We start from the raw sequence: 23,870 nt of genomic DNA on the forward strand, positions 1-23,870 counted from the left end.
TTGGACACATAAGTTTTATTACAGATTTACGACATTATGAAAAGAACAAAGAAAAAGGGCACCACAACTGCATATGGCCCCTTCAAAAAAATTCGAATTATTTATCATTGACAACAATTTCATTGATAATAACTGACTCAAGTGGTGCACTTGATGTTGAATTGACTTTAACGCTAGCTATTTTATCTACAACATCCATACCTTCGATTACTTGTCCAAAAACGGTATGTACATGATCAAGCCAAGGTGTTCCCCCAACTTCTTTGTATTTATTAACGACAATTTCCGGGAAACCGGCCTGTTTCATTTGTTCTAATAATTCTTCATCAACTGTATCTGGACCTGCTTGAACAATAAAAAACTGGCTTCCATTTGTATCCGATCCACTGTTAGCCATTGACAAAGCCCCGCGGAAATTTGCTAATTCCGGAGCGAATTCATCTTCGAACGGACCACCCCAAATACTTTCGCCACCAGTACCATTTCCATTTGGATCGCCACCTTGGATCATAAAGTCACTGATGACCCGATGAAAGGTTAAACCATCATAATAACCGTCTTTACTATGTGTGATGAAATTTTCAACAGCCTTTGGTGCTTGTTTAGGGAACAGCTTAATGACAATATCGCCCATTGTTGTTTTCATTGTCACCACTGGCTCTTCATCACTAACTGGTTCAAACTGCGGCAAGGCTGTAATTTCTTGCCCATTGGCTTCTGTTTGTTCACCAGCAGTTTCTGATCCGTTTTTTGCAGCATCATTTTCTGTAGCTGTATTTTTATCTCCTTCATTTCCACCACAAGCCGTCATGACCGCAATCAAAATAACCATTACTGTATAAAAGAATATCTTTTTCATCTTATCTCTACCTTTCATTTTTATTTATCACTTTATATATGATAAGATTTTTAGCAAGGGTCTGTCAAAATTTCTCGTCGTGGGGGGACTAAACTAATGTCTGAAGAGTACCAAATCGGCCAAATCGTTACAGGAATCTATAAAACCGGAAAATATATTGGCGAGGTAACAGCAATCAAGCCGCAGCATATTACGATTCGTGTCAAAGCTGTTTTAAAGCATCCACTTCAAGGTGATCTGCATGCGCCAAGACAATCGGATGTTTTATTTTTCCATGAAAGAAGAGCATTAGCTCTAAATGAACAAACGAATATTCCGAAGACACAAGTTAAACTATATGAGGATGAAATGCCGGAGTATTATGAGTCATTGAAAAAGGTCGTTGATGACCAAATCACGGAGCTTAAAAATACAGATAGTGACTGGGCAAAACAATCGCTTAAAATTTTTGAAAGCTTGAAGAAAGAATACTTTAAATAATGGAAAAGGGGGCTTACTCCAGGTATGGCTGCCCTGAGACAGCCCCTTTACATTAGTTAATCGTAATCGCCACCATCGTTACATCATCTTCAAATTGACCATCTTTACTACTTGTATGCTCCAACACCATTTCCAAGAAATGTGTACTATCTAAATCTTTTAAACCTACGACTAGCCTTTTCAGTTTTTCTATGTTTTGGGAAGTTTCTTTGCCTAAGGAGTCTATAAGACCATCTGTGTACAAGAAAAGCTGGCTCCTTCCTTTCAGTGGAATCGTTCCTGTCTCAATAATTAACTCAGGAAGTAAGCCAATCGGTGGGCATCCAACATCTAAAAGGTCCACACCTCCACCTTCTTGAATTACAAATGCAGGCGGATGACCGGCAGACGAATATTCTATTATTCTCTCTTTAACATCGATTAGAACATATATTGCTGTGAAAAAGTAGGATTGCTCCCTTTCATTTTGTTGATACAATACACGCATATGATGATTGAGTTCGTTAAATAACTTTGCCGGTTTGATTGAACTTGTAATAATCCCCCTTAATAAAGACCGGATTGACATGCTGACTAATGATGAGGCAACCCCGTGGCCCATGATATCAAATAAAATAACGCCATATCTATGATCATCGATTTGATACCAAGCATACATATCACCGGCTAATTCAGCCGACGGCAGATAAGTGCCATCAATATGAATGAATTCATTTTTTATCGGTTTACTTAAAACACTTTTTTGCAGCTGCCTTGCCAATTTCAAGTCAGAGATTAGTTTGCGTTCTGCTTCCTTCACTTTTGTAACATCACTAAAAATCGCACAATAGCTTATTGGTTTTTCGTCTTTATCCTTGATCGTCGCAATTGTTGTCCTCTGAAAATATAGTTCGCCGTTTTTTCTTCTATTGATAAACTCGCCCTGCCATTGCCCGTTTTTTTCAAGAGAAACCCAAATTTCTTGATAATATTCAATCGGATGTTTCCCAGATTTTAGAATCCTCGGATTTTGGCCGACTGCTTCTTCAGCAGAATAACCAGTTATTCTTTCAAATGAACTATTAACGATTTGAATGCTGCCTTTTAAATCTGTTACAAAAATGGCTTCTATTGAATATTTAAACACCTTAGCAGCTAATTGGAGCTGTTGTTCGACTGAGGTTGGGAGGCTATTCATGTTGATCACGCTTGAAAAATTGTAAAGCCTCTTCTTTTGAATCAAATAGTTTTATAAAAGAACCAAACTTAACGATATTAAAAATCTCTTTGACAGAGTTTTGCGTTGCCACGACAACAAGCTCCTTTTGGTACTTCCTCGCTTCCATAACGGAATCAGCAATTACACCTAAAGCCCCACTATTTAAATACTGTACCCCTTCTAGACATAATAATAATTGTTTAGAATCTGATTTTACTAATTCTTTCATTGTGTCTTTAAAGCTCGTATTATTTCTTAATGTAATATCGTCTTCCCAGGTTAATAGAATCACTTGATCATTAGAAGTGAATATCATTAATATCCAATCCCCTCTTTTAGATTTTGGGTTATACATTTTGTCATAACCAGCTCGACATACTCCCCACACCCTTGAACTTGAACATAGTCCATTAAATTTACAATTAAATGCAACCCCCTTCCTCTAAGACCACGATTGGTCCCGTTCATTGGGGTAATCGCAAATTTTTTCCCACGATGTTTTATGAAAATCGAAAGGCAGTCCTTATGATTATGATCCCAGCAGATCCAAAAGCCTTGTTGATTTGTTTTTTGACAATATTCATAGGCATTCATACAGGCTTCTTCCGTTACAAGTCGCAAAAATAATCTATCGTAATGAATGAAACCCATTTTGTTGGCAATTTCGTCAGTCATATCCATTGCGCGGGAAATATCATCTGCTTTTTTTACTAGCAGTTTTAATTCTTCCTCATAATTATTCATGACCATTCACCTTACTAGAGTTGTGTATTTTTCATTACAACGCCCACAATATTATAAATTATAGAGGAAGTAAGAGAAATCCTTTCCTACCTCCTCGAATGTCACAAAATATACTTATTTTATAGAAAAACTTTTACAGCTTGAATGTTGCCGCAAGCTGTGTAAGGCTTTCAGCCATTTTCGCCAAATCAGTCGCTGTTGCAGCTGTTTCTTGAATACCCGCTGCAGTTTCCTCTGATACGGAAGCTATATTTTCAACAGCAAGTAATACTTCATTAGATTGGGCCGCCACCTCCTCACCAGCCGCTGCTATTTCAGCAATCTTTAGAGCAGCTTCTTTCGTTAACTTGACGATATGGTCAAATGTATCTCCGGCAGTTGCCACGGTTTCATTTCCAGCTGCAACAGCTGCCACTGAATCTTCCGTGTTTTTTTGAATAGAAAAAATTAACTCTGAAATTTCCTTTGTTGCTTTGCCGCTTCGTTCTGCCAGTTTTCGAACTTCATCGGCTACAACGGCAAAGCCTTTTCCAGCATCACCAGCACGTGCAGCTTCAATTGCTGCATTAAGTGCAAGTAAATTTGTTTGCTCGGCAATATCATCAATCACTTCCACAATTTCACCAATTTGCACTGATTTAGAAGAAAGATCGCCAATTTTTTGACTTATGTCAGCCATCCCAGCAACTGTATCCCTGATAACACGACCGCCTTCCTCAGCAGCATTGACTGTTTGATCAGCCCCGGTTGAAGCTGCTTCGGCATTTTGTGAAACATTTCTAATAGCATTAGCCACCTCTTTCACCATCTCTGAGGAGGCGGCGGCATCGTTAGCCTGCTGTCCGCTCCCCGAAGCGATTTGCTCAGTGCTTGCTGATATTTCTTCTGAGCTGGCGGCAAGACTCATCGCATTTTCAGTGACCTTACCAATTAAATTCCTTAGAGATAAAACCATTTCATTCGTTGATTTCACCAGCTGTCCAACTTCATCCTTTGATTTCGTCACTAATGTATCCCCTGATAAATCTCCAACTGCTACTGTTTTAATGCGATTGACGATTTCCAGAATTGGGCCGGTAATTTTCTGTGCTAGAAATAAAGCGATAACGGTTCCTAGCAAGATACCGAATACACTAATGATCGTTGTGATCATAATTAAGGAGTTACCACTTTTCTTTATTTGTTCTTCTAAATCATCCATCTTTTCTCTAGTTTTACCAGCAGCCCCTTCAAAATCAGCCCATAATTCCTTAGTAAGGTCTCGAACATTGCCACTTTGTTTAATGGCTTCTTCAGGATTTTCCCTATATAATTCAAAAAGTGAATATATTTCTTCATCCCATATTGCACTTTTATCGAATATAGTTCTATCTTCAGTAGTGATATCTTGTTTTAATAAATTTTCCTGAACTATTTTACTTTCATTCGTTAATTGTTCAAATTCTGTATAATAATCCTGATTCCCAGTCAATAAATATCCACGTATATTGGCAGTTCTTCTTGCCACACTATAATTCAACTCTTCCCAGTTTAATAGCTTGTCCAATTCATGCCCCAGTACCTCCTCAACTTGTCCCTTAAACTTACTTGTTTGAATATAACTAACGACCGATAAAACTAATAGTAATGAAAGGATAACTGCAAAACCGCTTAATATTTTTAACCGCAAGCTTTTCATAGTGAAGATCCCTCCCATTGATCATTTTGATTAGACCCTATTATTTTCTTCCGTAAGCTTTGAAATAGCTTTAAGCTCCCCCATATCTAAAATAAGATCTAAATCTAATAGAATGATTAATCGATCTTTCAAATTACTAATTCCACGAATATACTTCTCATCAATTTGGTTGTTAGAGTCTATTGGTGCTTCAATCGTATCTCTGTTTACTTTTAAAACCTGGGTAACTTTATCTACTAATATACCGATTAATTCCTGAGCCAATTCGACCACAATTATTCTTGATTTTCTAGTTAAATCCGTTTTATTGATCCCGAATCGCTCTCTTACATCCATGACCGGAATTAACTTTCCGCGAAGATTAATCATTCCAAGAACGGAATGTGGTGCATTCATAATTCTAGTGATCGGCGGTACAGTGATAATATCTTTCACACGATCAATTTCGATGCCATACTCCTCCATCCCTAGCTTAAAGGTTGCAAGCTCAATGATTTCTTCATGCCGTTTTGCATTTTTAAAGTTAAGTTCTTCGTTTATCATATCCTTTGTACCTTCTTCACGAACGATCGCCCCTGTATCGAGAATGATCGCTACCTTGCCATCACCCATGATTGTTGCACCTGCAATATACTTTGGTGTGCCAATGTATTTACCTAAAGGCTTTATCACGATCTCTTGATTGCCCAATGTTTTATCAACGACAAGTCCAACACGTTTCTCCGCTAACCCGATAACGATGACGAAAATCCGCTTTGTGCCAGCCAGTTTTATTTCACTAACACCTAAACGCTTGTGCATTCTCACTAACGGAAGTACACGATCACGGACAACACCAACCTCTTGATTTTTGATCGTTTTTACTTCATGTTGGTTCAAACGGACAATTTCCTGTACATTGACGAGCGGGATGGCAAATTCTTTATCTCCAATTTTTACAAGTAATGAACGAATAATCGCTAATGTGAGTGGCAGTTTAATGGTAAAGGTTGTACCCTTACCAACGGTTGAATCAATATCAACGAGTCCGTTTAATTTTTCGATATGACTCTTGACTATATCCATCCCTACACCACGACCTGATATGTCAGTAACCTTTCTGGCGGTTGATACTCCAGATCTAAAGATAAGGAAGCTTAAATCTTTATCGCTCATATTATCTGCTTCTTCTTTCGTTATTTGGCCTTTCTTAATAGCTGATGTTTTTATCTTTTCAGGATCAATACCACGCCCGTCATCAGAAATCGTAATGACAATATGATTTTCCTCATGGGAAGCTTTTAATAACACTTGTCCCTTCCTTGACTTCCCTGTTGTTTCCCGCTCATTTGGGTCTTCAATTCCATGATCAATCGCATTTCGGAGTAAATGAATGATAGGGTCACCAATTTCTTCAATCAGATTACGGTCAAGCTCGGTTTCCTTCCCTTCAATAACAAAATCAATCTCTTTATTGGCCTTTTGACCTAAATCCCGAACCATACGGGGAAAACGATTGAATAATTGCTCAATCGGCAGCATTCTCGTTTTCATCATGCCTTCTTGAAGTTCGCTAATCACTTGTCCTAAGTGATTCCCGACTTCACTGAATAATTCAATATCCACATCATTTGAATAGCGGTCTTCCAGCCGGCTGCGGACATCGGCTAATCTTGTCTGGTCAATGACAAGTTCTCCGACTAAGTTCATCAAATGCTCGAGCCGTTCCACATCAACACGAACGGTTTGTTTGATCTTGGCATCGTTTTTTGGATTACTAGTGATGACTACCTCTTGTTTTGTCTCAGAAAATTCCATTTTATTTCCTTCAACAAATTTAGCGAGGTTCGCTTTCGTAATTTTTGTCAGATTAACTGAGTAAATATCTGAAATATTATTAACAATTTGAATGGCTTCATGTTCAGTGGCATTGGTAATGATAAGATAAACTAAACTCCCTTTGAATTTAGCATCATCTTCAATAATCTCTGGTGGCGGAAAGGCGGCGATGATTTCTCCGATTTCTTTTAAATTGTTTTGAATCAAAAATGCTCTTACAGATTTTAACATTGCATCTTGTCTTATACTGACATAAATAGCCATCACTTGAAAACCTGTTTCAAAAGCCTTTTCAACTATATCTTTCTGATAAACATCTAAAATTACTTCGGGATAAAATACATCATCAATATGTGGTAGGTGTTCTTCTTCTTTACTGGCAGGTCTAAAATCTTCCATAGTTCCTGCTGAATCTTTTACTTTTTCTAATTTATTAACGACTGGAGAAATATCAATTGCTTCGATAGTTCCATTAAGGATAGCTTCCTTCAAAGCTTTAATAAAATCGATTGATTCAAAAATTACATTAATAATATCCGTATTCACTTGTAGTTGTTGATTACGGATGAGATCAAATAAATTTTCGACCTTGTGCGTAAGTTCCTTCATTTTGTCAAAGCCCATTGCTGCCGATGACCCTTTTAAAGTATGGGCTGCTCTAAAAATTCGCTGTATGGTTTGAAGGTTTTCACCATCCTGTTCAAGATGAAGGACCTCTTCCTCTAAAATTTGAAGCTGCTCATCAACCTCATCCAAAAAAACACCAAGGTAGGCTGATATATCAAATTCACTCATTATAGGCCACCCCCATTTCCAAATCAGGGTAGAGTACTTTGTTTTTATTTAAAATGCCAATTAACTCGTCTTTTACTTTAGCAAAACCTTTAAAGCACCCTTTTTCTAACGTATTAAACATTTCGAGTGTCGGTTCCAAATCTTGCTCTTCAATATAAGTAACCATAACAACCTCATCTACAATTAATCCGATATCCTCGCTATCCTCCTCGACAATGACAATTCTGTTCTTTTTCGTAAATGGTTCGCCCTCCATATGATATCTTTTCCGTAGATGAATAACAGGAATGATCTTCCCGCGTAAATTGATCATTCCAGAAATATACTCTTTAATACCGGGAACCTCTGTTATCGTTTGAACACGAATGATTTCCACCACCTCCTCAATCGCTAGTGCACATAGTTGTTTATTAATAGAAAAAACAACATATTGACCAGCCTTTAAGCTTATTGCAGTATCCACGCTATCACCTCCCGAATTGGTATACATCTAGTATAAAATGAAAATTTTACCAGCACCATTACCTATCATTCCTATCTTCTTTCCCCTCGTTCACATGTTTGTGATAGAATTAGGATCGTTTTCCTATAGAAAAAAAAAGAAAAAGACACTTGCCTTAGTTAGCAACTGCCTTTATCAAAAGTTTTTGTAATTTAATGAGTAAAAAGCCGCAATGATTTGACGCCTATCATTAACCTCCAATTTATTTAATATATTGGATATATGGTTTTTAACTGTATGTTTACTAATATAAAGCTCATCACCAATTTCTTTATTACTCCTACCTCTGACGATAAGCCTCAATACCTCCAGCTCTCTGGCCGTTAACAGTCCCATTAGCGGCGATGATTTGATGAATTCTTTTTCAACCTCTATTGATTTTATTTGTTTCTGCTTTAACTTTTTCAATAAAGGTTTGAGAGCCAGGCCGCAAATGGAGCTTAAACTATTTAAATAGGCCTCAGCTTCCTTAAATCCAATCGACTCCAGCAACGAAACACTGATCATTCCAAACAGCGAATCATCAATATAGATCGGACATTCGATCATAAATGTTTCATACTTTTCAAGTATTCTTGACGATTTTCGATAAGTAGCATTCGTTTTTTCTGTTTTAAAGGTTTGATCGTGAAGATTTTGGCAATATTCCTTAATCGTCATGTCGTTGATTATATTTGTTACATTCAAGAATTCGAAACTGCCGAACTTCGTTGTAATACTAGTAAAATGGGATGGTACCAGTGAGTTCGCTATATTAGTCATTAATAGCAGCATATCTTGCACGTTTTTAATGGTTGTCACTGACTTTGAGATTTCCATTAATATAGATAATTTCATTAAATGCAAGTCAATTCGTGTTTTTAGCCATTCATTATTCATACCCATTTCAACGATTGACCCTACGATACCTATTCTTCGTATTGAATAGGGACTCAGTCTATTTTCTATTGTTTTTCCCCCAAAAAGAAACGCGCCAACTTGATTATTAATTAGAATCGGATAACAAAAAAAGCAACCCGTTCTTATTCCATTGATCATTAAAAATGAAAGCCTGGGGTCAAAGCCAATGTATTCCCAATATTTCATGCTTTTACAGGAACTAACATCCTCAAAAAATGTTCCAGCCTTTATAAAACTACATCCAATAATACTGTCTTCTAAAGGACCGATAAAAGCTTTAATTTTGACCGTTTCATCTGTTAACGAAGCAATACCGGCATAATCAAGGTTTTCATTTTTTTTCATTATTTCTAGTAATTGATAGTAATGGACATTCGTAGCTTTTACAGCGTTTAAGAGATGCTCTTCGACATTCAAGAGTTCTAGTTCCCTTTTAGATTTCAATAATTCCGCACATATACTTGCCATGTTGATTAACTGTTCTTTTTTTTGCTGAAGTTGTTTGTTAGTCAACACCGGGAGCTGGTAGATTGGATACTTCCAATCTTCCTTCAGCTCATCAAGTTTAATGCCTGCCTTTACATAATCAGAAACCCCTTCTTCAATATATGCCCAACACCATATGTAACTAATTATTTTTTCATCGATAATAACCGGAACTAATAACCCCTTCACACCAGAATAAACAGGGCACCCCATCACATCAATGACTACACAAGTTGTTATAGTAGGATATTCAACGATTATTTTTTTCAACTGACTCAAAAAGGGTAATTTTTGCTTGTAAACTAATAATTCCACGAATGGAGAAATGCCAGACATGTTTGTCATCGGACTGCCATCCTGATCTGTCATATAGAGGGTCATATTTATGTAGGCTGAAAAAGAATCTTGCAAATTTTGTAAAAGCATTTTCGAATGATTTAACAACTTCTTTAGCCCCTTTATCAAAAATGCAATATATCAAATATATCTATATTCTACCAAATTTTAATTTTACAAGATAAAATAATTATGGATTTTTTGTGATAAAGGGGCGTTTGTTAAACTACTTTCCGTGTTGTCGAAGAAAAGTAGTCTTCCAAATAGTGAAGCGCATCACGCTCATATGAAAACACTTGTACAATTGAATAGAAACGAACAATCTCAAATATCGTTCTTATTGTTGTTGTATTATTAATAATCACAAGTTCCTTGTTCATCTCTTTAGCTTCTTTAATTGAATCCGCAATAATGCCTAGGGCACATTCATTCATATAAGATACATTTTCAAGATTTAAAATAAGACCGTTTAAATTTGCGTAAAGAAGCCTTTTGATTGACTTTTCGAATCGATCAATGTTACTTAGAGAAATATTATCATTCCATACAAGTGTTTGGAACAACCATTCTCACTCCTTTCTTTTATTACTTGGTACTATATTAATTATTCATACAATACCTAGTACTGAACACCCCCATCTCATCGTATTATTCAGACATTTAGAGACAGCAAAAGTGTATATCCTGACGATTTACGTTGTAAAAACACTTATTATCACGAAGGAAACGAAAATACTTGTAATTTTTAATAAAGGTAAGATATAGTTAATATAAGTAATTGAATATTTTTTCTTCGGGGTCGGGTGAAATTCCCAATCGGCGGTGATGTAGTACATATACTAATAAGCCCGCGAGCCATATAACTTCATAAATGAAGTTAAAGCCTCCGGCGGATGCCTCAGATTTTTAAAGGTAGTTTTTCGAGCATGGTAGCTCGATAATATCCGCTGGGCGCAAATACGCCAAGGCGCATTTGATTGGCAGGAGCTGGTGTGAATCCAGGGCCGACAGTTACAGTCTGGATGGGAGAAGAGAATGTAAAGGCAGATAGTTCAATTTGTCATGGAATACGCTATGGTGTATTTTATTTGACGCGCAATTTTTGAACATTTATTTTCTGTACTTATTTTTGGCTTTCATATTTATTTGTTTATTTCGAGACCCTTGGAAATCATTCTAAGGGTCTTTTTGTATAGCCAATTATTCCATAAGTCGATTATCGCTCCCTAAAGTGATCGGACAACCTAGTATGAGAATTGTGGGTTGGCATCCCTTCACTTCGCTGTTGCTCTAAAGTGCAAGAGCAAAGGCTCGTTCAGGAATACCAACCCACAATAGTAATTATGCATTTACACTGAAAAAGGTGATACGATGACGGACCAAGATTATATGAGATTAGCGATTGAGCTCGCAGCAAACACTAATGGTCAGACAAGCCCAAATCCACTTGTTGGGGCGGTAGTGGTCAAAGAAAACCAAATAGTCGGAATGGGAGCCCACTTGAAAGCGGGCGAACCGCATGCTGAGGTTCATGCGATAAATATGGCCGGAGATAAAGCAAAAGGTGCTACTATTTATGTGACATTAGAACCGTGCAGTCATCATGGACGAACCCCCCCTTGTGCTGATCTCTTAATAAAAAGTGAAGTGAAAAGAGTAGTTATAGCGTCTACTGATCCGAATCCACTTGTAGCTGGGAAGGGAATTGAAAAGCTGAGAAAAGCTGGAATTGAGGTAGATGTCGGCATTTTACGAGAAGAAGCGGAACAGCTAAACGAAGTATTCTTTCACTACATCTCAACCGGGATGCCCTATGTCACATTAAAGTCAGCGACAAGTCTTGACGGAAAAATTGCAACTGTTTCAGGTGAAAGCAAGTGGATTACAAGCGAAGAATCTAGACTGGATGTTCATAAATACAGACATCAGCATGATGGGATATTAGTCGGTGTAAATACAATTATAAAGGACGACCCCGAATTAACAACCAGACTTCCATTAGGCGGCAAAAATCCGATTCGCATCATTCTTGATACAAATTTAAGAACACCGCCGGGTGCAAAAATAGTAAACGATAACAAAGCACCAACATGGATTATCGTTGGAAAAAATGCTGCCGCTGAGAAAATTCAGACCATGAATGAAAAACAAGCTCAGGTCATTGAAATGTCGTTTGATACACTGAACATTCATAACGTTCTGAAGCTTCTTGCTGAAAAAGGAATTACCTCCCTATTTGTTGAGGGTGGTTCACAAATCAACGGCAGCTTTATTAAGGCTAAAGCGATCAATCAAGTCATTACCTATATAGCTCCCAAAATAATTGGAGGGACATCAGCACCTACATCTATTGGCGGGGAAGGCTTTGAAAAAATGAACGAAGTCCTTTCTTTACAAATAAAATCCATCGAAACAATCGGACCGGATATAAAAATAATCTCAAAGCCTATCCGAAAGGAGGAGTAAAATGTTTACCGGAATTGTTGAAGAAAAGGGAACAGTTAAATCGATAACAAAATCAGGTGATGCAATTAAAATGTCGATTCAAGCTCCTAAAATACTAGAGGATGTTCACTTAGGCGACAGCATTGCAGTTAACGGCGTTTGTCTTACTGTAACGACCTTTGATAAACATACATTCTCAGTCGATTTAATGCCGGAAACGGTAAAGGCTACTTCATTACGGGATCTCACCAACGGATCTAAAGTCAACCTTGAAAGAGCAATGGCCGCTAACGGGCGATTTGGAGGACATTTCGTTTCAGGCCATGTTGATGGAATCGGTACAATCATTTCGAAGAAGCCTGTATCCAATGCCGTTTATTATGAAATTGAAGTAAATGAGGAATTGCTGCAATATATGCTTCTTAAAGGATCTGTCACAGTCGATGGTACAAGCCTTACGATTTTTGGTCTAAGTGATAAATCATTTACGATATCGCTTATCCCACACACTCTTTCTGAAACGATCCTTGGTGCTAAAACACCTGGAGATATCGTCAATATTGAATGTGATATTTTAGGGAAATATATAGAAAAATTTTTATCAAAAGGCAGGATGAACAAAACGGGAGGTACAATTACCAAAGCTTTTTTAGAAGAAAATGGCTATAAGTAAAGGTAACGAAAGTGAGTGATGGAACATGTTTGATACGATTGAAGAAGCCATTAATGAGCTTATCCAAGGTAATGTTGTCATCGTTTGTGATGACGAAGATCGAGAAAATGAAGGTGATTTTGTAGCATTAGCTTCAAAGACAACACCTGAAACAATCAACTTTATGATTAAGCACGGGCGCGGACTTGTTTGTGCTCCAATATCTGAAGAGATAGCCCGCACTCTTAATTTAGTCCCAATGGTTAACCGAAACACGGACCCACATGGAACCGCATTTACTGTCAGTGTTGATCATAAAACATCAACAACAGGCATCAGTGCTTTCGAAAGAGCAACTACGATCCAACAATTAATTAATCCAAATTCAAAAGCTAGTGATTTCAAAAGACCCGGTCATATTTTTCCGTTAATTGCAAAAGAAGGCGGTGTTTTACGAAGGGCTGGTCATACTGAGGCTGCGGTGGATTTAGCGAGACTTTGCGGGGAAGAGCCTGCTGGTGTTATTTGTGAAATCATCAAAGAAGACGGCACAATGGCAAGAGTTCCCGATCTCCGTCAAATTGCAGATGAATTCAATTTGAAAATGATTATGATCAAGGATTTAATTAAGTACCGCAATCATAAAGAGCAGCTTGTAACACGAGAAATTGAAATTACCCTACCAACTGAATTCGGGGAATTCAAAGCCTACGGCTACTCCAATATTCTCGATTCCAAGGAACATGTTGCCCTAGTGAAAGGTGATGTAAGCGGAGATGAGCCGGTATTAGTACGTGTTCATTCCGAATGCTTAACAGGCGACGTTTTCGGTTCATACCGCTGTGATTGCGGACCACAGCTGCACGCTGCCCTTTCGCAAATTGAAGAGGAAGGAAAAGGCGTCCTTTTGTATATGAGACAAGAGGGGCGTGGCATCGGTTTATTAAACAAGTTAAGAGCGTATAAACTACAGGAAGAAGGCTATGATACAGTTGAAGCAAACGAGAAACTTGGCTTTGCTCCAGATCTCCGTGAATACGGGATTGGCGCCCAAATTTTAAAAGATCTTGGAATTAAAAATATGCGCTTATTAACGAATAATCCTCGCAAAATTGCTGGTCTTGAAGGGTATGATTTAACAATTGTAGAACGCGTGCCAATCCAAATACCGGCACGAAATGAAAATGCAAATTATTTAAAAACAAAATATGAAAAGCTTGGACATATGCTTAAATTCTAATTAGGAGGAATTCGTCATGGGGAAAGTTTTCGAAGGTAATTTAGTAGGGACAGGAATTAGAGTAGGGATCGTCGTATCACGTTTTAATGAATTTATTACAGGAAAATTGCTAACAGGCGCACAGGACGCTTTAAAAAGACATGGCGTTGATGATGATGCGGTTGACGTTGCCTGGGTACCGGGTGCATTCGAACTGCCACTAGTGGCGAAAAAAATGGCTGAGTCCGGAAATTATGACGCTGTCATTACTTTGGGCACTGTAATTCGTGGAGCAACCACACATTATGACTATGTTTGCAATGAGGCTGCTAAAGGTGTATCTCAAGCAGGAATGTCTTCAGGAATCCCGGTTATTTTCGGTGTTGTAACAACTGAAAATATTGAACAAGCTATCGAAAGAGCCGGTACGAAAGCCGGAAATAAAGGCTGGGATACCGCTGTTGCGGCAATTGAAATGGCAAACTTAATGAAAAACTTAGGGTAAATAGAAAAGCGCAAGCGCCTTGCTCATCGCCGTACAAACTGGAGGAGTCCTGAAGTTTGCTAGGCGATAGGCGCTGGAGCTAAACATAGAAGCGCAAAAAAGGAGAACCGATATGGTTCTCCTTTTAATTTTCTCTAATCGCTTGAGTCTCTAATTCAATGCCGCCTCTGGCTGTTTGGTAAACAGTAACAACAACCTTTTTCGGATTGATCGCATAAACAATATCATCAGCAATATTGGCCGCCAACGATTCACAATAGGCACCATGATCACGATAAGACCATAGATAAAATTTTAACGACTTAGATTCAATACATAGTTCATTCGGAACATAGGAAATCTCAACACGTCCAAAATCCGGTTGCCCTGTTTTGGGACATACAGCGGTAAATTCCATTGCTCTGAATGTTATTTGTTGTACATTTGGTGCTGGAAATGCTTCACCCTTTAATACTTCACGGCTTTCCTCAACACTTCCTGGTCTTGGCATTGGACCGGATCTTGGCAAATAGTAATTTTCTTTCATTTTATATTCATCTCCTTAGTTTTTTAAAGCAGGATTTTTCGAACTGCTGCCATTTATTGAATAAGACAAACGACATATTATTATACCACAAAAGTCATTATGTGTATTTTAAAAATATTTATTTAAAACTTTTTTAATATTTTATGTTAATTTTATTGTAAACCTATTAAATCAAGGAATAACTGTCCCGCCAAAAACACTTGTCACAAAATCGACAAATTTATTAAGCCCTTAATGCCGTATAATATTACTAAGCAGGGTATTATTACTAATACCTAAAAGGGAGAGGGTAAGATGACGGTAACTTATACAATTATGATGTTCGCCACATTAATTGCATTACTAGTTTGTGGCTACGCGGTTGGGATGATTTCGGCAAAGTTCAGCAAAACAAATCTATTAAACTTCATTCCTGTTTTGATCGCTATTCTAATGATCAACATCGTATTTGCCCTAGTAGAAATGTCACGGGTCGGAAGGATTTAACGTGATAATATCACTAAATAAAGTAAAAAAGCTGTAGGACCATTGTCTTACAGCTTTTTTACGTTTAGTTTAGTAATAAGGTGCAATCATAATGTAAACAAGGACACCCGTTAAGCTTACATACAACCAAATCGGCATTGTCCAACGTGCTATTTTACGATGTTTTTCAACCTTCATATTGAAACCTCTAGCAACTGTTACTAATGCCAACGGAACAATGGCCGCCGATAACACGATATGAGTTAATAGAATAAAATAATACACATATCGGATTATTCCCTCTCCGCCAAAAGCAGTCGATTCAGCCATGCCATGGTAGGTTACGTATGATACTAAAAAGAGGGCAGTCGTTGTAAATGCTGCTAATATAAAGCGCTTATGGAGTTTAATATTTTTTTGTTTAATTGATACTAAAGCTGCTACCAAAAATACAAACGTAAAACTGTTGAACACAGCATTCAAAAACGGCAAAATCGTTAAGTCAACATCGCTTAATGTATCATATTTTGGCATAAAATACAGAAAAGCTACAAGTGCATTGATTACAATTGTCAACAATACAATGATAGGTGTGAAATTGCGTTCTTTAACAGAATGGTCATTCATTCCCCGCTCATCTCCTCTTAATATTCCTTTTGTTATATCTTTCCCTAATTATAGACTATTTCCCAGTAAATACCGACTTTAAAAGCAAAATAGTCATAGTTTTGACACAAAGTCTATTTATAATATATATATATTTGTTTTTATTATAGAAGTTTGCAGCGAATAATTCCACTTTTTCATTTTTTATAGTGCATTATGACTAGTTTTGTCGAAGCTATTATATTATTTTTCAAAATATGTAATAATAGATTTACAGTAAACAGTACTATTTTTATAGGGAATTGCGGGGAGAAGAACAAATGACTAATGTAACAGGAAACGTTATGTTACTACAACAACAGATAGAGACAAAAAGAAAACAAATGTTCAATTATGCAGCTACTTACGGCATTAATAGTAAGCTTACATTACAATGCAGTCAAGAACTTGATATTTTATTGAATCGTTTAAATTATAAGTTGTATCATAAACAAACGGCTTGAAGGACTGAAGAAAAAGTGTCTGGCATCGATAAAAAATAATGCTGGACACTTTTTCTGTGTGAGAGGGACTCTCCCTTCTTTCTGCTCTCTATAGATCCACCTATCATTATAATGCCCCCTTTTTATATTTTTACACTTCAGTAGTTGTCGCAAAAAGTTTTAACTTTCTAAAAGTATAAAGTCGCCCCAATTTCACAAACTAGAATCGATGAAAACGTCCTGCGTTTTCAAAATTTCACTTAAGAGGTGAAGACGATGGCTGAACATGCTGGAAGAGGAAAAAAGTCGAAAACTCCTAAAAAAAAGGTCCATGATGGTCTTCAAACAAATATTGAGACAACAGAGTTCTCAAGTGAATTTTCTAAAGCACAGAAAGACCAACATGGTTATAAAGAATTTTTCAATTAGCATGAGCAGAGAGATAGGGGCCCATCCCCTATCTTTTATTTTTTCGTTTTATTGTTAACCTATTATAAATTTAAGTTGACAATAATCCAACCCCCATACTATTATTAAATTAACAAATTTTGAAAGGGGAACACGGATGAAACGTTTTAGGACGATTGATTTAACAATGGTAGGGGTATTCGTTGCATTGATGGCGATTGGGGCTAATACAGCATCCTTTTTAGTCATAGGCGGTGTACCCATCACGTTGCAAACCTTCTTCGCGATCCTTGCCGGGGCGATTTTAGGAAGTCGAATCGGGGCTTTAGCGATGATCGTTTATACTTTAGTCGGCATTGCTGGCGCACCCGTATTTGCACAATTTACAGGCGGGGCCGCTATTTTAATTAAACCGACCTTTGGCTTTATTTTATCGTATATTCTAGTTGCTTATGTTATTGGTAAAATCATTGAAAACGGCCAAAAGCCGACGATGCGCCGTTTTATTACTGCTTCTTTAATCGGTATGGTCGTCAATTATGTGATCGGCACGAACTGGATGTATTATGCTTATAAACTTTGGGCGGATGCACCAGATGACTTTAGTTACGCTATCGCCTGGGGCTGGATGATGTTTCCGCTGCCTAAAGACATCATTTTATCCGTTCTTGCCGGGGCAATGTCACCACGTATTTATGCTGTAGTCCAAAAATCAAATCCATTAGCGAAAGAGACTGTTAGCTGAATAGATTGAAAATCGCCTTTGGTTTTAGCACTTTAAGAGTGCAACCAAAGGCGATTTTTTCGTAAGTGCTAATCCTTATCCGCCATTCTTTCAGCTAAGGTTGCCAGTGTTCGGACCATGACACCGGTTGCCCCGGCTGGCCCTAAATCATAATCTTTTTTGGATGTTGCCGTGCCGGCTATATCGAGATGGACCCATGGTGTATCTTCGGCGAATTCCCCTAAAAATGCACCAGCCATAATGGCATGACCTTCACGTCCAGGGGAATTGCTTAAATCAGCGATTTTGCTATGGTTACGGACTCTTTCTTTATGAATTTCAAAATAAGGCAAGAGCCAGATCGGTTCCCCGGCTTCATGGGAAGCTTCCAAAACCTCTTCATAAAATTCCTCATGATTGGTCATGGCACCAGTTATTTCTTCGCCAAGGGCAACAATGACACCGCCAGTTAACGTTGCGATATCTACAATATAATTTGCCCCCTGGTGCTTTGCATATGTAATCGCGTCCGAAAGGGCTAAGCGGCCTTCTGCATCTGTATTTAATACTTCAATCGTTTTACCACTCATGGAGATAATGACATCATCTGGTTTGTAGGCTGTGCCGCTTATGACGTTATCTGTTGAAGGAATAACCGCGACAACATTTAAATCTGGTTTGAGCTCCCCGATAATTTCCATTGCCCCGAGGACTGCCGCTGCACCACCCATGTCCGTTTTCATCCCAACCATGCTTTCACGGGGTTTCAGGCTATAGCCGCCGGTATCGTAGGTGATCCCTTTCCCTACAAACGCTAGAACATCATCCCATTTTTCTTTACCATGATATTTAAGGACAATCATTTTGGGTGGTTCGACGGACCCTTTATTAACTGCCAAAAGCGCCCCCATCCCAAGCTTTTCCATATCTGCCTTTTCAAGCACTTCATAATCCATTCCATATTTATTGGCTATTCCAACCGCATAATCAGCGAGATCAGAAGCAGTCAGCATATTAGGAGGCAGATTGACTAAATTACGGGCTGTATTCGTACCCTTACCGTAGGTGTAGCCAACTGTTAGTGCTGCACGAATTTCGCTTTCCTCTTCACCAGAATAGACATCAACAGACTCAATCCGTTTATCAGGGATATTCGGTTTTTTCTTATAGTTTTCAAATTGATAAGCGGCCAAAGCCACAGCTTCTCCAAGGGCATGGGCTGCATCAAGCTCCTCAATTTCAGTTGTTATAAAAGTATCTAACACAAATAAAAGACTTGATAATCGATCTTTCTTTACCTGTTTTACTAGGCAGCCGAACAATTCGCGTAAGTCGGAAAACTTTAATTCCTTTTCCTTTCCAAGTCCAACAAAATAAATGCGCTTGAATCCGATTTTTCCTAATGTATGTATTTTAGAAATTACTTTTTTCTTTCCGCTAAGTTCCCCATTCCGTATTAATTCGAATAACTGTCCAGCAAATATATCATCTATTTCCTTGATGACTCCTTCAACTTTTTGATGCTCAAACAAACCAATAATAAGTGCTTCCTGCACTTCATTTAAGGCCAATTCCTCCACGACTTTAAACATTTTCGACACCTCCATTTTTATTATCCAATTATTAGAAAACAATTGCAAATTTCGAATGAATAACATGAATTATGATATAATTAAGAAAAGCGAAACCAAGAAAGGACGAAACGAAATTATGGAGCTATTTTCTAATTTCCCGCTTGGGGCAGCACTCTTTTCAATATTCTTCGCGCAATTCGTTAAAGTCCCGATATCATTAATTGCAACAAAGAAGATCGATTGGTCCTTATTAACTAGCACAGGTGGCATGCCCAGCTCTCATTCTGGTGCTGTCACAGCTTTATCGACTGCGATTGCACTACAAGAAGGGTTAAGTTCACCACTGTTCGCAATTTCCGTCATTTTCGGAGTCATTGTTATGTTTGATGCAACTGGAATTCGATACCATGCAGGGGAGCAAGCCACTGTTCTGAATTGGCTCGTCGCTGAATTCAATAAATTCGTGGAAGAGGCTAAAGCACTGCCTAAAAAGGAGAGCTTTGAAAGAAGAAAAGAACTGAAAGAGTTACTTGGCCACAAGCCGATCGAAGTCTTTTTCGGAGCACTAACCGGCATTTTATTAACTTTACTTTTGTATTATCTTCTATATTAAAAAAAGCAGCACTCTATTTTCAGTTAGAATGCTGCTTTTTCGCTCTTTTATACTAACCTTTTATGATTTGCTGTCTAAATACTTGCATGGACCGATCTTCATTTAAACGAACTAGTTCCTCTTCCGTAAGGGAGCCATCGCCTTTTTTAACAACATATACTTTCACTTCTTTTTTGCCCCACTTATTGTAAACATCATCAACTGTTTCATAATAAAGATCAATCTTATGACCTTTTATTGCTCCACCCTTGTCAGCAACAACCCCGTACCCGTAGTTAGGAATAAACAGGATTGTCCCAATTGGAAAGACATCCAAATCAGCTGCAACCGTTGAATAAAGGTCACGTTTAACCTTCACCCCTGAATAGGTAATGCCATACTCGGGATGATCTTCATCTTTGCCTGTCGATTCAACTCCCGCCGTATAACCAGTTGCCACCACCTTTTGTGAAGGGTACTTAGACCAATCGAAAGCCTCTTCAAGGCTCTGTGGCATTTCAACTGACTCACTTGAAATTGCCTTTCTTTCAACAACATATCTTGATAATCCTTTTTTCCCTAATGATAACTTCTTTGAAGTATGCTCCTTGTTTTCATAAACTACAGGACCTTGTTTAACAAATTTCGTTTGATACCATTCCCAAATTGAAAAATCTTTTGCTTGAACACCTGATATAGATTGAAAAGTAGTCAATAAGGCCGCAATAAACATAAAGGTCATAATGGTCCGTTTTAGTGTTTGTTTCCAAAATCTCACTCATGTCCACTCCTCTCTTAAACTATTTATTTCCAAAATGAAAAATAAATATACAGAAAAGAGTGTTAATTTATCCCAAAAATAAAAGAGACTGACATAAACCGTCAGTCCCTTAAAACATTTGATATCCATTTTTACGTAAGAATTTAATGACTACTCCTGATAAAATGGCTCCTAAAAATCCACTTGATAAAATAATGACGTCAGCCCCGCCTAAAGCAGAAAAGTTATCTGCTAGCCTTTTAAATGATTCAGCTGGTTCTGTAAAATATTTAAAAAAGCGAATTTTATCAACAATTAATATAACAACTATTGGATAAACAACAGCCATTAACCATGAAGTTCTGAGCAACATATTTAAAATAAAACCAATTCCCAAAAATAATACAATAAATAATAACATCGATACTAGCAACTGTGGAATACCCACTACAGATACCTCCCCTACACCTATTAGTTAGTTTACTTAAAGTGGGGGGAGCCGTCAATCAATAAAGTCAAAAGAAGTTTAGCTTTCCTTTTTTAAGAACTAATGAAAGGCCGCCAAGCTTCCACAGATAGCGGTTATCAATCATCTTTTTCATAATCGAAGCCTGTGTTCCATATAACTGATGATTGCCAAAGACAACACCCATAGCATCATCGTGACCTAGTGAGCAAACTGTGCCTTTAATATCCGGCACAAATGCTTTCAATTCACCCTCTTTTCCTCTAATTAACGCTGCTAGGTTAGCCGCACAGGTATCGGCCATTTGAATAGCAATTTGCGCGGTTGGCGGATAAGGGCGATTAATTTCCTCATTAATTAATAGTGCACAGTCACCAACGATAAATACCTCATCATAACCTGGGGCTCTTAAGTCAGGTTGTACTTTAACACGGCCACGCATTGCTTCAAATCCGGATTTTTCAACGATTGAATTCCCGCGGACACCAGCTGCCCAAACAACAGTAGCCGCTTTTATTTCTTCAACTACTTCATCTTTTGAAACAACAATTCCATCTGGCGTACATTCTTTAATGGCTGTTCCAATTTTAAATTCAACGCCACGTTGCTCTAAATGGTTCATAGCATATTCAACTAATGCTTGGTTGAATCCAGGTAAGGCTGTTGGAGCTGCTTCGACGCAGACAACACGGACCTTTTTGCGATCAATATCATATTCGTCACAGAGCTCAGGAATTCTATTCGCAAGCTCTCCTAAGAATTCAATTCCGGTAAAGCCCGCACCACCTACAACAATGGTTAATAATTCCTCGCGCTTTTCAACTTCATTATTATACTGAGCAAAACAAACCTCGATATGTTCACGAATAAGTCTGACAGAGTTAATGCTTGTAATTGAATAGGCATACTCCTTTAAACCTTTTATTCCAAAAGTTTCTGATTCAAAGCCCAGCCCAATTACTAAATAATCATAGGAAAGAGGCTCCCCTTTTTCGAGGATTACCGTTTTCTCTTGAGGCTTTATTTCAACTACCGTGTCCTTGATAAAATTAACCTTGCTTGGTTGAATAACATCGTTAATAGGGATACGAATTTTATCATGGTGAAGCGTTCCAGCAGCACCTTCATGAAGCCATGTTGATTGATAATGATAATTATGCTTGTTCACAAGTGTAATATTCGCTTCATTAACCCCTAAAGTTTTTTGTAAATTTACGGCAGTCATGATTCCACCATAACCTGCTCCTAGAATTACTACGTTTGGTCTTTTCAAGACAATCACATCCACCTTTATTTTAGTAGTTATATTTTTTGCATTTCATAACATTTTTATAATCTTGTTACCTTTTTCACAAACTTATCTAAAATTAAATCTTTCATTATTACATAATATGAAAGATTTCATCAAAAGTTTACTGGTTGTTCACAAATAAGTTGATTTTTTGTAACAAATTTTTAACAATATCTTCTTGAATTCATATTATTCCTTTCTCATGCATTTATCAACTATTTTATTTCAAAAATATTATGCCAAAAATTGTTTCTTTTCTGGATTGAATGTATTTCTAAATATTGTGAATTTTCATTATAAATATGCTAGAATAAAAATATATGTAAGTCTAGACTAGACTAGGGGGGAATGGCATGAAAAAAGATCCTAAAGTGTATGATATCACCATTATTGGTGGGGGACCTTGCGGTTTGTTTGCCGCTTTCTATGCTGGCATGAGACAAGCGAGCGTTAAAATAATTGAAAGTCTTCCACAATTAGGAGGTCAGCTGTCCGCTTTATATCCTGAAAAATATATTTATGATGTAGCCGGCTTTCCGAAAATCCGCGCTCAGGAATTAATAGATCGATTAAAGGAACAAATGAAAAAATTCGAACCTGCCATTACGTTAAATCAATCTGTTGATAAGGTTGAAAAATTAGAGGATGGTTCATTTAAACTGACAACGAATTCTGAGGTCCATTTTACTAAAGCGATCATTATTACAGCAGGTAATGGTGCCTTCCAGCCCCGTCGTCTCGAACTTGATGATGCGGCCCAATATGAAGGTAAAAATCTACACTACTTTGTTGATGATATGAATAAATTTCAAGGTCAGCGCGTTGTCGTATTAGGCGGGGGAGATTCAGCAGTTGACTGGGCATTGATGCTAGAACCAATTGCGGGTGAAGTAACAATTGCTCACCGCCGTGATAAATTCCGTGCCCACGAACACAGCGTTGAAAATTTAGTGAATTCTAAAGCGAATGTATTAACTCCATATAATCCGCTCCGATTAATTGGTGATGGAGAAAAAATAACGCAGATCGTATTAGCAGAAGCTAACACAAAAGAAGAAGTTACAATTGATATCGATGCATTAATCGTGAACTACGGATTTGTGTCATCATTAGGACCCATTAAAGAATGGGGCCTAATAATCGAAAAGAATTCAATCGTTGTAAATTCAAGGATGGAAACTAATATACCTGGGATTTATGCAGCTGGAGATATTGCAACTTATAACGGAAAAATTAAACTAATTGCCACTGGCTTTGGGGAAGCACCAACAGCAGTAAATATTGCAAAGTCTTACATTGATCCCGATGCAAAAGTGCAGCCAATGCATTCTTCAAGTATGTTTAATAGTTAGAGTTAAA

General features: G+C 37.6%; 26 protein-coding genes and 2 riboswitches. Of the genes, 11 read left to right on the forward strand and 15 right to left on the reverse strand.

What is annotated here, in order from left to right; all coding sequences use genetic code 11:
• Positions 1-97: 97 nt before the first annotated feature.
• The gene (locus tag P9E47_RS10345; RefSeq protein ID WP_157382173.1) at positions 98-859 is read right to left on the reverse strand and encodes a peptidylprolyl isomerase; all 762 of its coding nucleotides are present in this window, start codon (positions 857-859) and stop codon (positions 98-100) included.
• A gap of 96 nt (positions 860-955) precedes the next feature.
• Between P9E47_RS10345 and P9E47_RS10350 the strand changes: the two genes are divergently transcribed.
• On the forward strand, positions 956-1,339 hold the full coding sequence (locus tag P9E47_RS10350) for a kinase-associated lipoprotein B (protein ID WP_003332803.1): 384 nt from the start codon (positions 956-958) through the stop codon (positions 1,337-1,339).
• Between the two features lie 52 nt (positions 1,340-1,391).
• Here the strand turns inward: P9E47_RS10350 and P9E47_RS10355 are convergent, their stop codons facing one another.
• The 8 genes from P9E47_RS10355 to P9E47_RS10390 all read right to left on the reverse strand — a co-directional run bounded on the left by P9E47_RS10355 (position 1,392) and on the right by P9E47_RS10390 (position 10,359).
• The gene (locus tag P9E47_RS10355) at positions 1,392-2,516 is read right to left on the reverse strand and encodes a SpoIIE family protein phosphatase (protein WP_003332802.1); all 1,125 of its coding nucleotides are present in this window, start codon (positions 2,514-2,516) and stop codon (positions 1,392-1,394) included.
• Complete coding sequence (locus P9E47_RS10360) at positions 2,509-2,853, reverse strand: STAS domain-containing protein (protein ID WP_003332800.1); 345 nt, start codon at positions 2,851-2,853, stop codon at positions 2,509-2,511. The genes P9E47_RS10355 and P9E47_RS10360 overlap by 8 nt, the downstream gene beginning before the upstream one ends.
• Positions 2,853-3,281, reverse strand: a complete 429-nt coding sequence (locus P9E47_RS10365; RefSeq protein ID WP_003332799.1) for an ATP-binding protein — start codon at positions 3,279-3,281, stop codon at positions 2,853-2,855. The genes P9E47_RS10360 and P9E47_RS10365 overlap by 1 nt, the downstream gene beginning before the upstream one ends.
• A gap of 133 nt (positions 3,282-3,414) precedes the next feature.
• Positions 3,415-4,959 carry a methyl-accepting chemotaxis protein gene (locus P9E47_RS10370; protein WP_035192363.1) on the reverse strand — a complete coding sequence of 515 codons (1,545 nt, stop codon included), beginning with the start codon at positions 4,957-4,959 and terminating at the stop codon, positions 3,415-3,417.
• A 30-nt stretch (positions 4,960-4,989) separates the two neighbouring features.
• Complete coding sequence (locus tag P9E47_RS10375; RefSeq protein ID WP_326163376.1) at positions 4,990-7,572, reverse strand: chemotaxis protein CheA; 2,583 nt, start codon at positions 7,570-7,572, stop codon at positions 4,990-4,992.
• Positions 7,565-8,035, reverse strand: coding sequence for a chemotaxis protein CheW (locus tag P9E47_RS10380; RefSeq protein WP_003332795.1), 471 nt, complete (start codon positions 8,033-8,035; stop codon positions 7,565-7,567). Before P9E47_RS10380 ends, P9E47_RS10375 begins: the two co-directional genes overlap by 8 nt.
• Before the next feature lie 174 nt (positions 8,036-8,209).
• A complete protein-coding gene (locus tag P9E47_RS10385; RefSeq protein WP_003332794.1) occupies positions 8,210-9,904 on the reverse strand; it encodes a response regulator transcription factor in 1,695 nt (564 codons plus the stop codon).
• A 113-nt stretch (positions 9,905-10,017) separates the two neighbouring features.
• Positions 10,018-10,359, reverse strand: a complete 342-nt coding sequence (locus P9E47_RS10390) for an STAS domain-containing protein (RefSeq protein WP_003332793.1) — start codon at positions 10,357-10,359, stop codon at positions 10,018-10,020.
• A 222-nt stretch (positions 10,360-10,581) separates the two neighbouring features.
• Positions 10,582-10,834: riboswitch (FMN riboswitch) on the forward strand.
• Between the two features lie 333 nt (positions 10,835-11,167).
• On the opposite strand from P9E47_RS10390, the gene ribD reads away from it, so the two are divergent.
• The 4 genes from ribD to ribH are packed head-to-tail and all read left to right on the forward strand — an operon-like array spanning position 11,168 to position 14,617.
• Positions 11,168-12,262 carry a bifunctional diaminohydroxyphosphoribosylaminopyrimidine deaminase/5-amino-6-(5-phosphoribosylamino)uracil reductase RibD gene (gene ribD, locus P9E47_RS10395; RefSeq protein WP_003332792.1) on the forward strand — a complete coding sequence of 365 codons (1,095 nt, stop codon included), beginning with the start codon at positions 11,168-11,170 and terminating at the stop codon, positions 12,260-12,262.
• 1 nt (position 12,263) lies between these two features.
• Complete coding sequence (gene ribE / locus P9E47_RS10400; RefSeq protein ID WP_326163377.1) at positions 12,264-12,914, forward strand: riboflavin synthase; 651 nt, start codon at positions 12,264-12,266, stop codon at positions 12,912-12,914.
• A 25-nt stretch (positions 12,915-12,939) separates the two neighbouring features.
• The gene (locus P9E47_RS10405) at positions 12,940-14,133 is read left to right on the forward strand and encodes a bifunctional 3,4-dihydroxy-2-butanone-4-phosphate synthase/GTP cyclohydrolase II (protein WP_326163378.1); all 1,194 of its coding nucleotides are present in this window, start codon (positions 12,940-12,942) and stop codon (positions 14,131-14,133) included.
• A gap of 16 nt (positions 14,134-14,149) precedes the next feature.
• Positions 14,150-14,617, forward strand: a complete 468-nt coding sequence (gene ribH, locus P9E47_RS10410) for a 6,7-dimethyl-8-ribityllumazine synthase (RefSeq protein WP_003332788.1) — start codon at positions 14,150-14,152, stop codon at positions 14,615-14,617.
• 124 nt (positions 14,618-14,741) lie between these two features.
• Here the strand turns inward: ribH and queF are convergent, their stop codons facing one another.
• Positions 14,742-15,143, reverse strand: a complete 402-nt coding sequence (gene queF, locus P9E47_RS10415; RefSeq protein WP_003332787.1) for a preQ(1) synthase — start codon at positions 15,141-15,143, stop codon at positions 14,742-14,744.
• A gap of 9 nt (positions 15,144-15,152) precedes the next feature.
• Positions 15,153-15,196, reverse strand: a riboswitch (PreQ1 riboswitch).
• 241 nt (positions 15,197-15,437) lie between these two features.
• On the opposite strand from queF, the gene P9E47_RS10420 reads away from it, so the two are divergent.
• Positions 15,438-15,629 carry a hypothetical protein gene (locus P9E47_RS10420; protein WP_003332786.1) on the forward strand — a complete coding sequence of 64 codons (192 nt, stop codon included), beginning with the start codon at positions 15,438-15,440 and terminating at the stop codon, positions 15,627-15,629.
• A gap of 69 nt (positions 15,630-15,698) precedes the next feature.
• Here P9E47_RS10420 and P9E47_RS10425 read toward each other — a convergent pair whose 3' ends face one another.
• Positions 15,699-16,235: a DUF420 domain-containing protein gene (locus tag P9E47_RS10425; protein ID WP_003332785.1), complete on the reverse strand. Its 537-nt coding sequence runs from the start codon at positions 16,233-16,235 to the stop codon at positions 15,699-15,701.
• Between the two features lie 299 nt (positions 16,236-16,534).
• On the opposite strand from P9E47_RS10425, the gene P9E47_RS10430 reads away from it, so the two are divergent.
• From P9E47_RS10430 to P9E47_RS10440, 3 genes are all read left to right on the forward strand, one after another.
• Entirely contained in the window at positions 16,535-16,717 is a 183-nt protein-coding gene (locus tag P9E47_RS10430) for an aspartyl-phosphate phosphatase Spo0E family protein (protein ID WP_003332784.1), read from the forward strand.
• 255 nt (positions 16,718-16,972) lie between these two features.
• Positions 16,973-17,125: a hypothetical protein gene (locus P9E47_RS10435; RefSeq protein ID WP_157382172.1), complete on the forward strand. Its 153-nt coding sequence runs from the start codon at positions 16,973-16,975 to the stop codon at positions 17,123-17,125.
• Between the two features lie 136 nt (positions 17,126-17,261).
• Positions 17,262-17,849, forward strand: a complete 588-nt coding sequence (locus tag P9E47_RS10440) for a biotin transporter BioY (protein ID WP_326163380.1) — start codon at positions 17,262-17,264, stop codon at positions 17,847-17,849.
• 68 nt (positions 17,850-17,917) lie between these two features.
• Here P9E47_RS10440 and P9E47_RS10445 read toward each other — a convergent pair whose 3' ends face one another.
• The gene (locus P9E47_RS10445; protein WP_326163381.1) at positions 17,918-19,420 is read right to left on the reverse strand and encodes a leucyl aminopeptidase; all 1,503 of its coding nucleotides are present in this window, start codon (positions 19,418-19,420) and stop codon (positions 17,918-17,920) included.
• 118 nt (positions 19,421-19,538) lie between these two features.
• Between P9E47_RS10445 and P9E47_RS10450 the strand changes: the two genes are divergently transcribed.
• Positions 19,539-20,015, forward strand: a complete 477-nt coding sequence (locus tag P9E47_RS10450; protein ID WP_003332781.1) for a divergent PAP2 family protein — start codon at positions 19,539-19,541, stop codon at positions 20,013-20,015.
• Positions 20,016-20,067: 52 nt separating this feature from the next.
• Here P9E47_RS10450 and P9E47_RS10455 read toward each other — a convergent pair whose 3' ends face one another.
• From P9E47_RS10455 to P9E47_RS10465, 3 genes are all read right to left on the reverse strand, one after another.
• A complete protein-coding gene (locus P9E47_RS10455; protein WP_003332780.1) occupies positions 20,068-20,772 on the reverse strand; it encodes a 3D domain-containing protein in 705 nt (234 codons plus the stop codon).
• A 112-nt stretch (positions 20,773-20,884) separates the two neighbouring features.
• A complete protein-coding gene (locus tag P9E47_RS10460; RefSeq protein ID WP_003332778.1) occupies positions 20,885-21,202 on the reverse strand; it encodes a YuiB family protein in 318 nt (105 codons plus the stop codon).
• A gap of 67 nt (positions 21,203-21,269) precedes the next feature.
• Positions 21,270-22,493: an NAD(P)/FAD-dependent oxidoreductase gene (locus P9E47_RS10465; protein WP_407697180.1), complete on the reverse strand. Its 1,224-nt coding sequence runs from the start codon at positions 22,491-22,493 to the stop codon at positions 21,270-21,272.
• A gap of 371 nt (positions 22,494-22,864) precedes the next feature.
• On the opposite strand from P9E47_RS10465, the gene P9E47_RS10470 reads away from it, so the two are divergent.
• On the forward strand, positions 22,865-23,863 hold the full coding sequence (locus P9E47_RS10470) for an NAD(P)/FAD-dependent oxidoreductase (protein ID WP_003332776.1): 999 nt from the start codon (positions 22,865-22,867) through the stop codon (positions 23,861-23,863).
• Positions 23,864-23,870: the final 7 nt, after the last annotated feature.

Source organism: Schinkia azotoformans (assembly GCF_035811335.1).
Lineage (GTDB): Bacteria > Bacillota > Bacilli > Bacillales > Bacillaceae_J > Schinkia > Schinkia azotoformans.

Coding starts and splice junctions, on each gene's coding strand:
- ribH (WP_003332788.1), top strand. CDS start 14,150: ATGGGGAAAGTTTTCGAAGGTAATTTAGTAGGGACAGGAATTAGAGTA.
- P9E47_RS10435 (WP_157382172.1), top strand. CDS start 16,973: ATGGCTGAACATGCTGGAAGAGGAAAAAAGTCGAAAACTCCTAAAAAA.
- P9E47_RS10420 (WP_003332786.1), top strand. CDS start 15,438: ATGACGGTAACTTATACAATTATGATGTTCGCCACATTAATTGCATTA.
- P9E47_RS10470 (WP_003332776.1), top strand. CDS start 22,865: ATGAAAAAAGATCCTAAAGTGTATGATATCACCATTATTGGTGGGGGA.
- P9E47_RS10375 (WP_326163376.1), bottom strand. CDS start 7,572: ATGAGTGAATTTGATATATCAGCCTACCTTGGTGTTTTTTTGGATGAG.
- P9E47_RS10405 (WP_326163378.1), top strand. CDS start 12,940: ATGTTTGATACGATTGAAGAAGCCATTAATGAGCTTATCCAAGGTAAT.
- queF (WP_003332787.1), bottom strand. CDS start 15,143: ATGAAAGAAAATTACTATTTGCCAAGATCCGGTCCAATGCCAAGACCA.
- P9E47_RS10440 (WP_326163380.1), top strand. CDS start 17,262: ATGAAACGTTTTAGGACGATTGATTTAACAATGGTAGGGGTATTCGTT.
- P9E47_RS10430 (WP_003332784.1), top strand. CDS start 16,535: ATGACTAATGTAACAGGAAACGTTATGTTACTACAACAACAGATAGAG.
- P9E47_RS10355 (WP_003332802.1), bottom strand. CDS start 2,516: ATGAATAGCCTCCCAACCTCAGTCGAACAACAGCTCCAATTAGCTGCT.
- P9E47_RS10365 (WP_003332799.1), bottom strand. CDS start 3,281: ATGAATAATTATGAGGAAGAATTAAAACTGCTAGTAAAAAAAGCAGAT.
- P9E47_RS10350 (WP_003332803.1), top strand. CDS start 956: ATGTCTGAAGAGTACCAAATCGGCCAAATCGTTACAGGAATCTATAAA.
- P9E47_RS10370 (WP_035192363.1), bottom strand. CDS start 4,959: ATGAAAAGCTTGCGGTTAAAAATATTAAGCGGTTTTGCAGTTATCCTT.
- P9E47_RS10450 (WP_003332781.1), top strand. CDS start 19,539: ATGGAGCTATTTTCTAATTTCCCGCTTGGGGCAGCACTCTTTTCAATA.
- P9E47_RS10345 (WP_157382173.1), bottom strand. CDS start 859: ATGAAAAAGATATTCTTTTATACAGTAATGGTTATTTTGATTGCGGTC.
- ribD (WP_003332792.1), top strand. CDS start 11,168: ATGACGGACCAAGATTATATGAGATTAGCGATTGAGCTCGCAGCAAAC.
- P9E47_RS10445 (WP_326163381.1), bottom strand. CDS start 19,420: ATGTTTAAAGTCGTGGAGGAATTGGCCTTAAATGAAGTGCAGGAAGCA.
- P9E47_RS10425 (WP_003332785.1), bottom strand. CDS start 16,235: ATGAATGACCATTCTGTTAAAGAACGCAATTTCACACCTATCATTGTA.
- ribE (WP_326163377.1), top strand. CDS start 12,264: ATGTTTACCGGAATTGTTGAAGAAAAGGGAACAGTTAAATCGATAACA.
- P9E47_RS10360 (WP_003332800.1), bottom strand. CDS start 2,853: ATGATATTCACTTCTAATGATCAAGTGATTCTATTAACCTGGGAAGAC.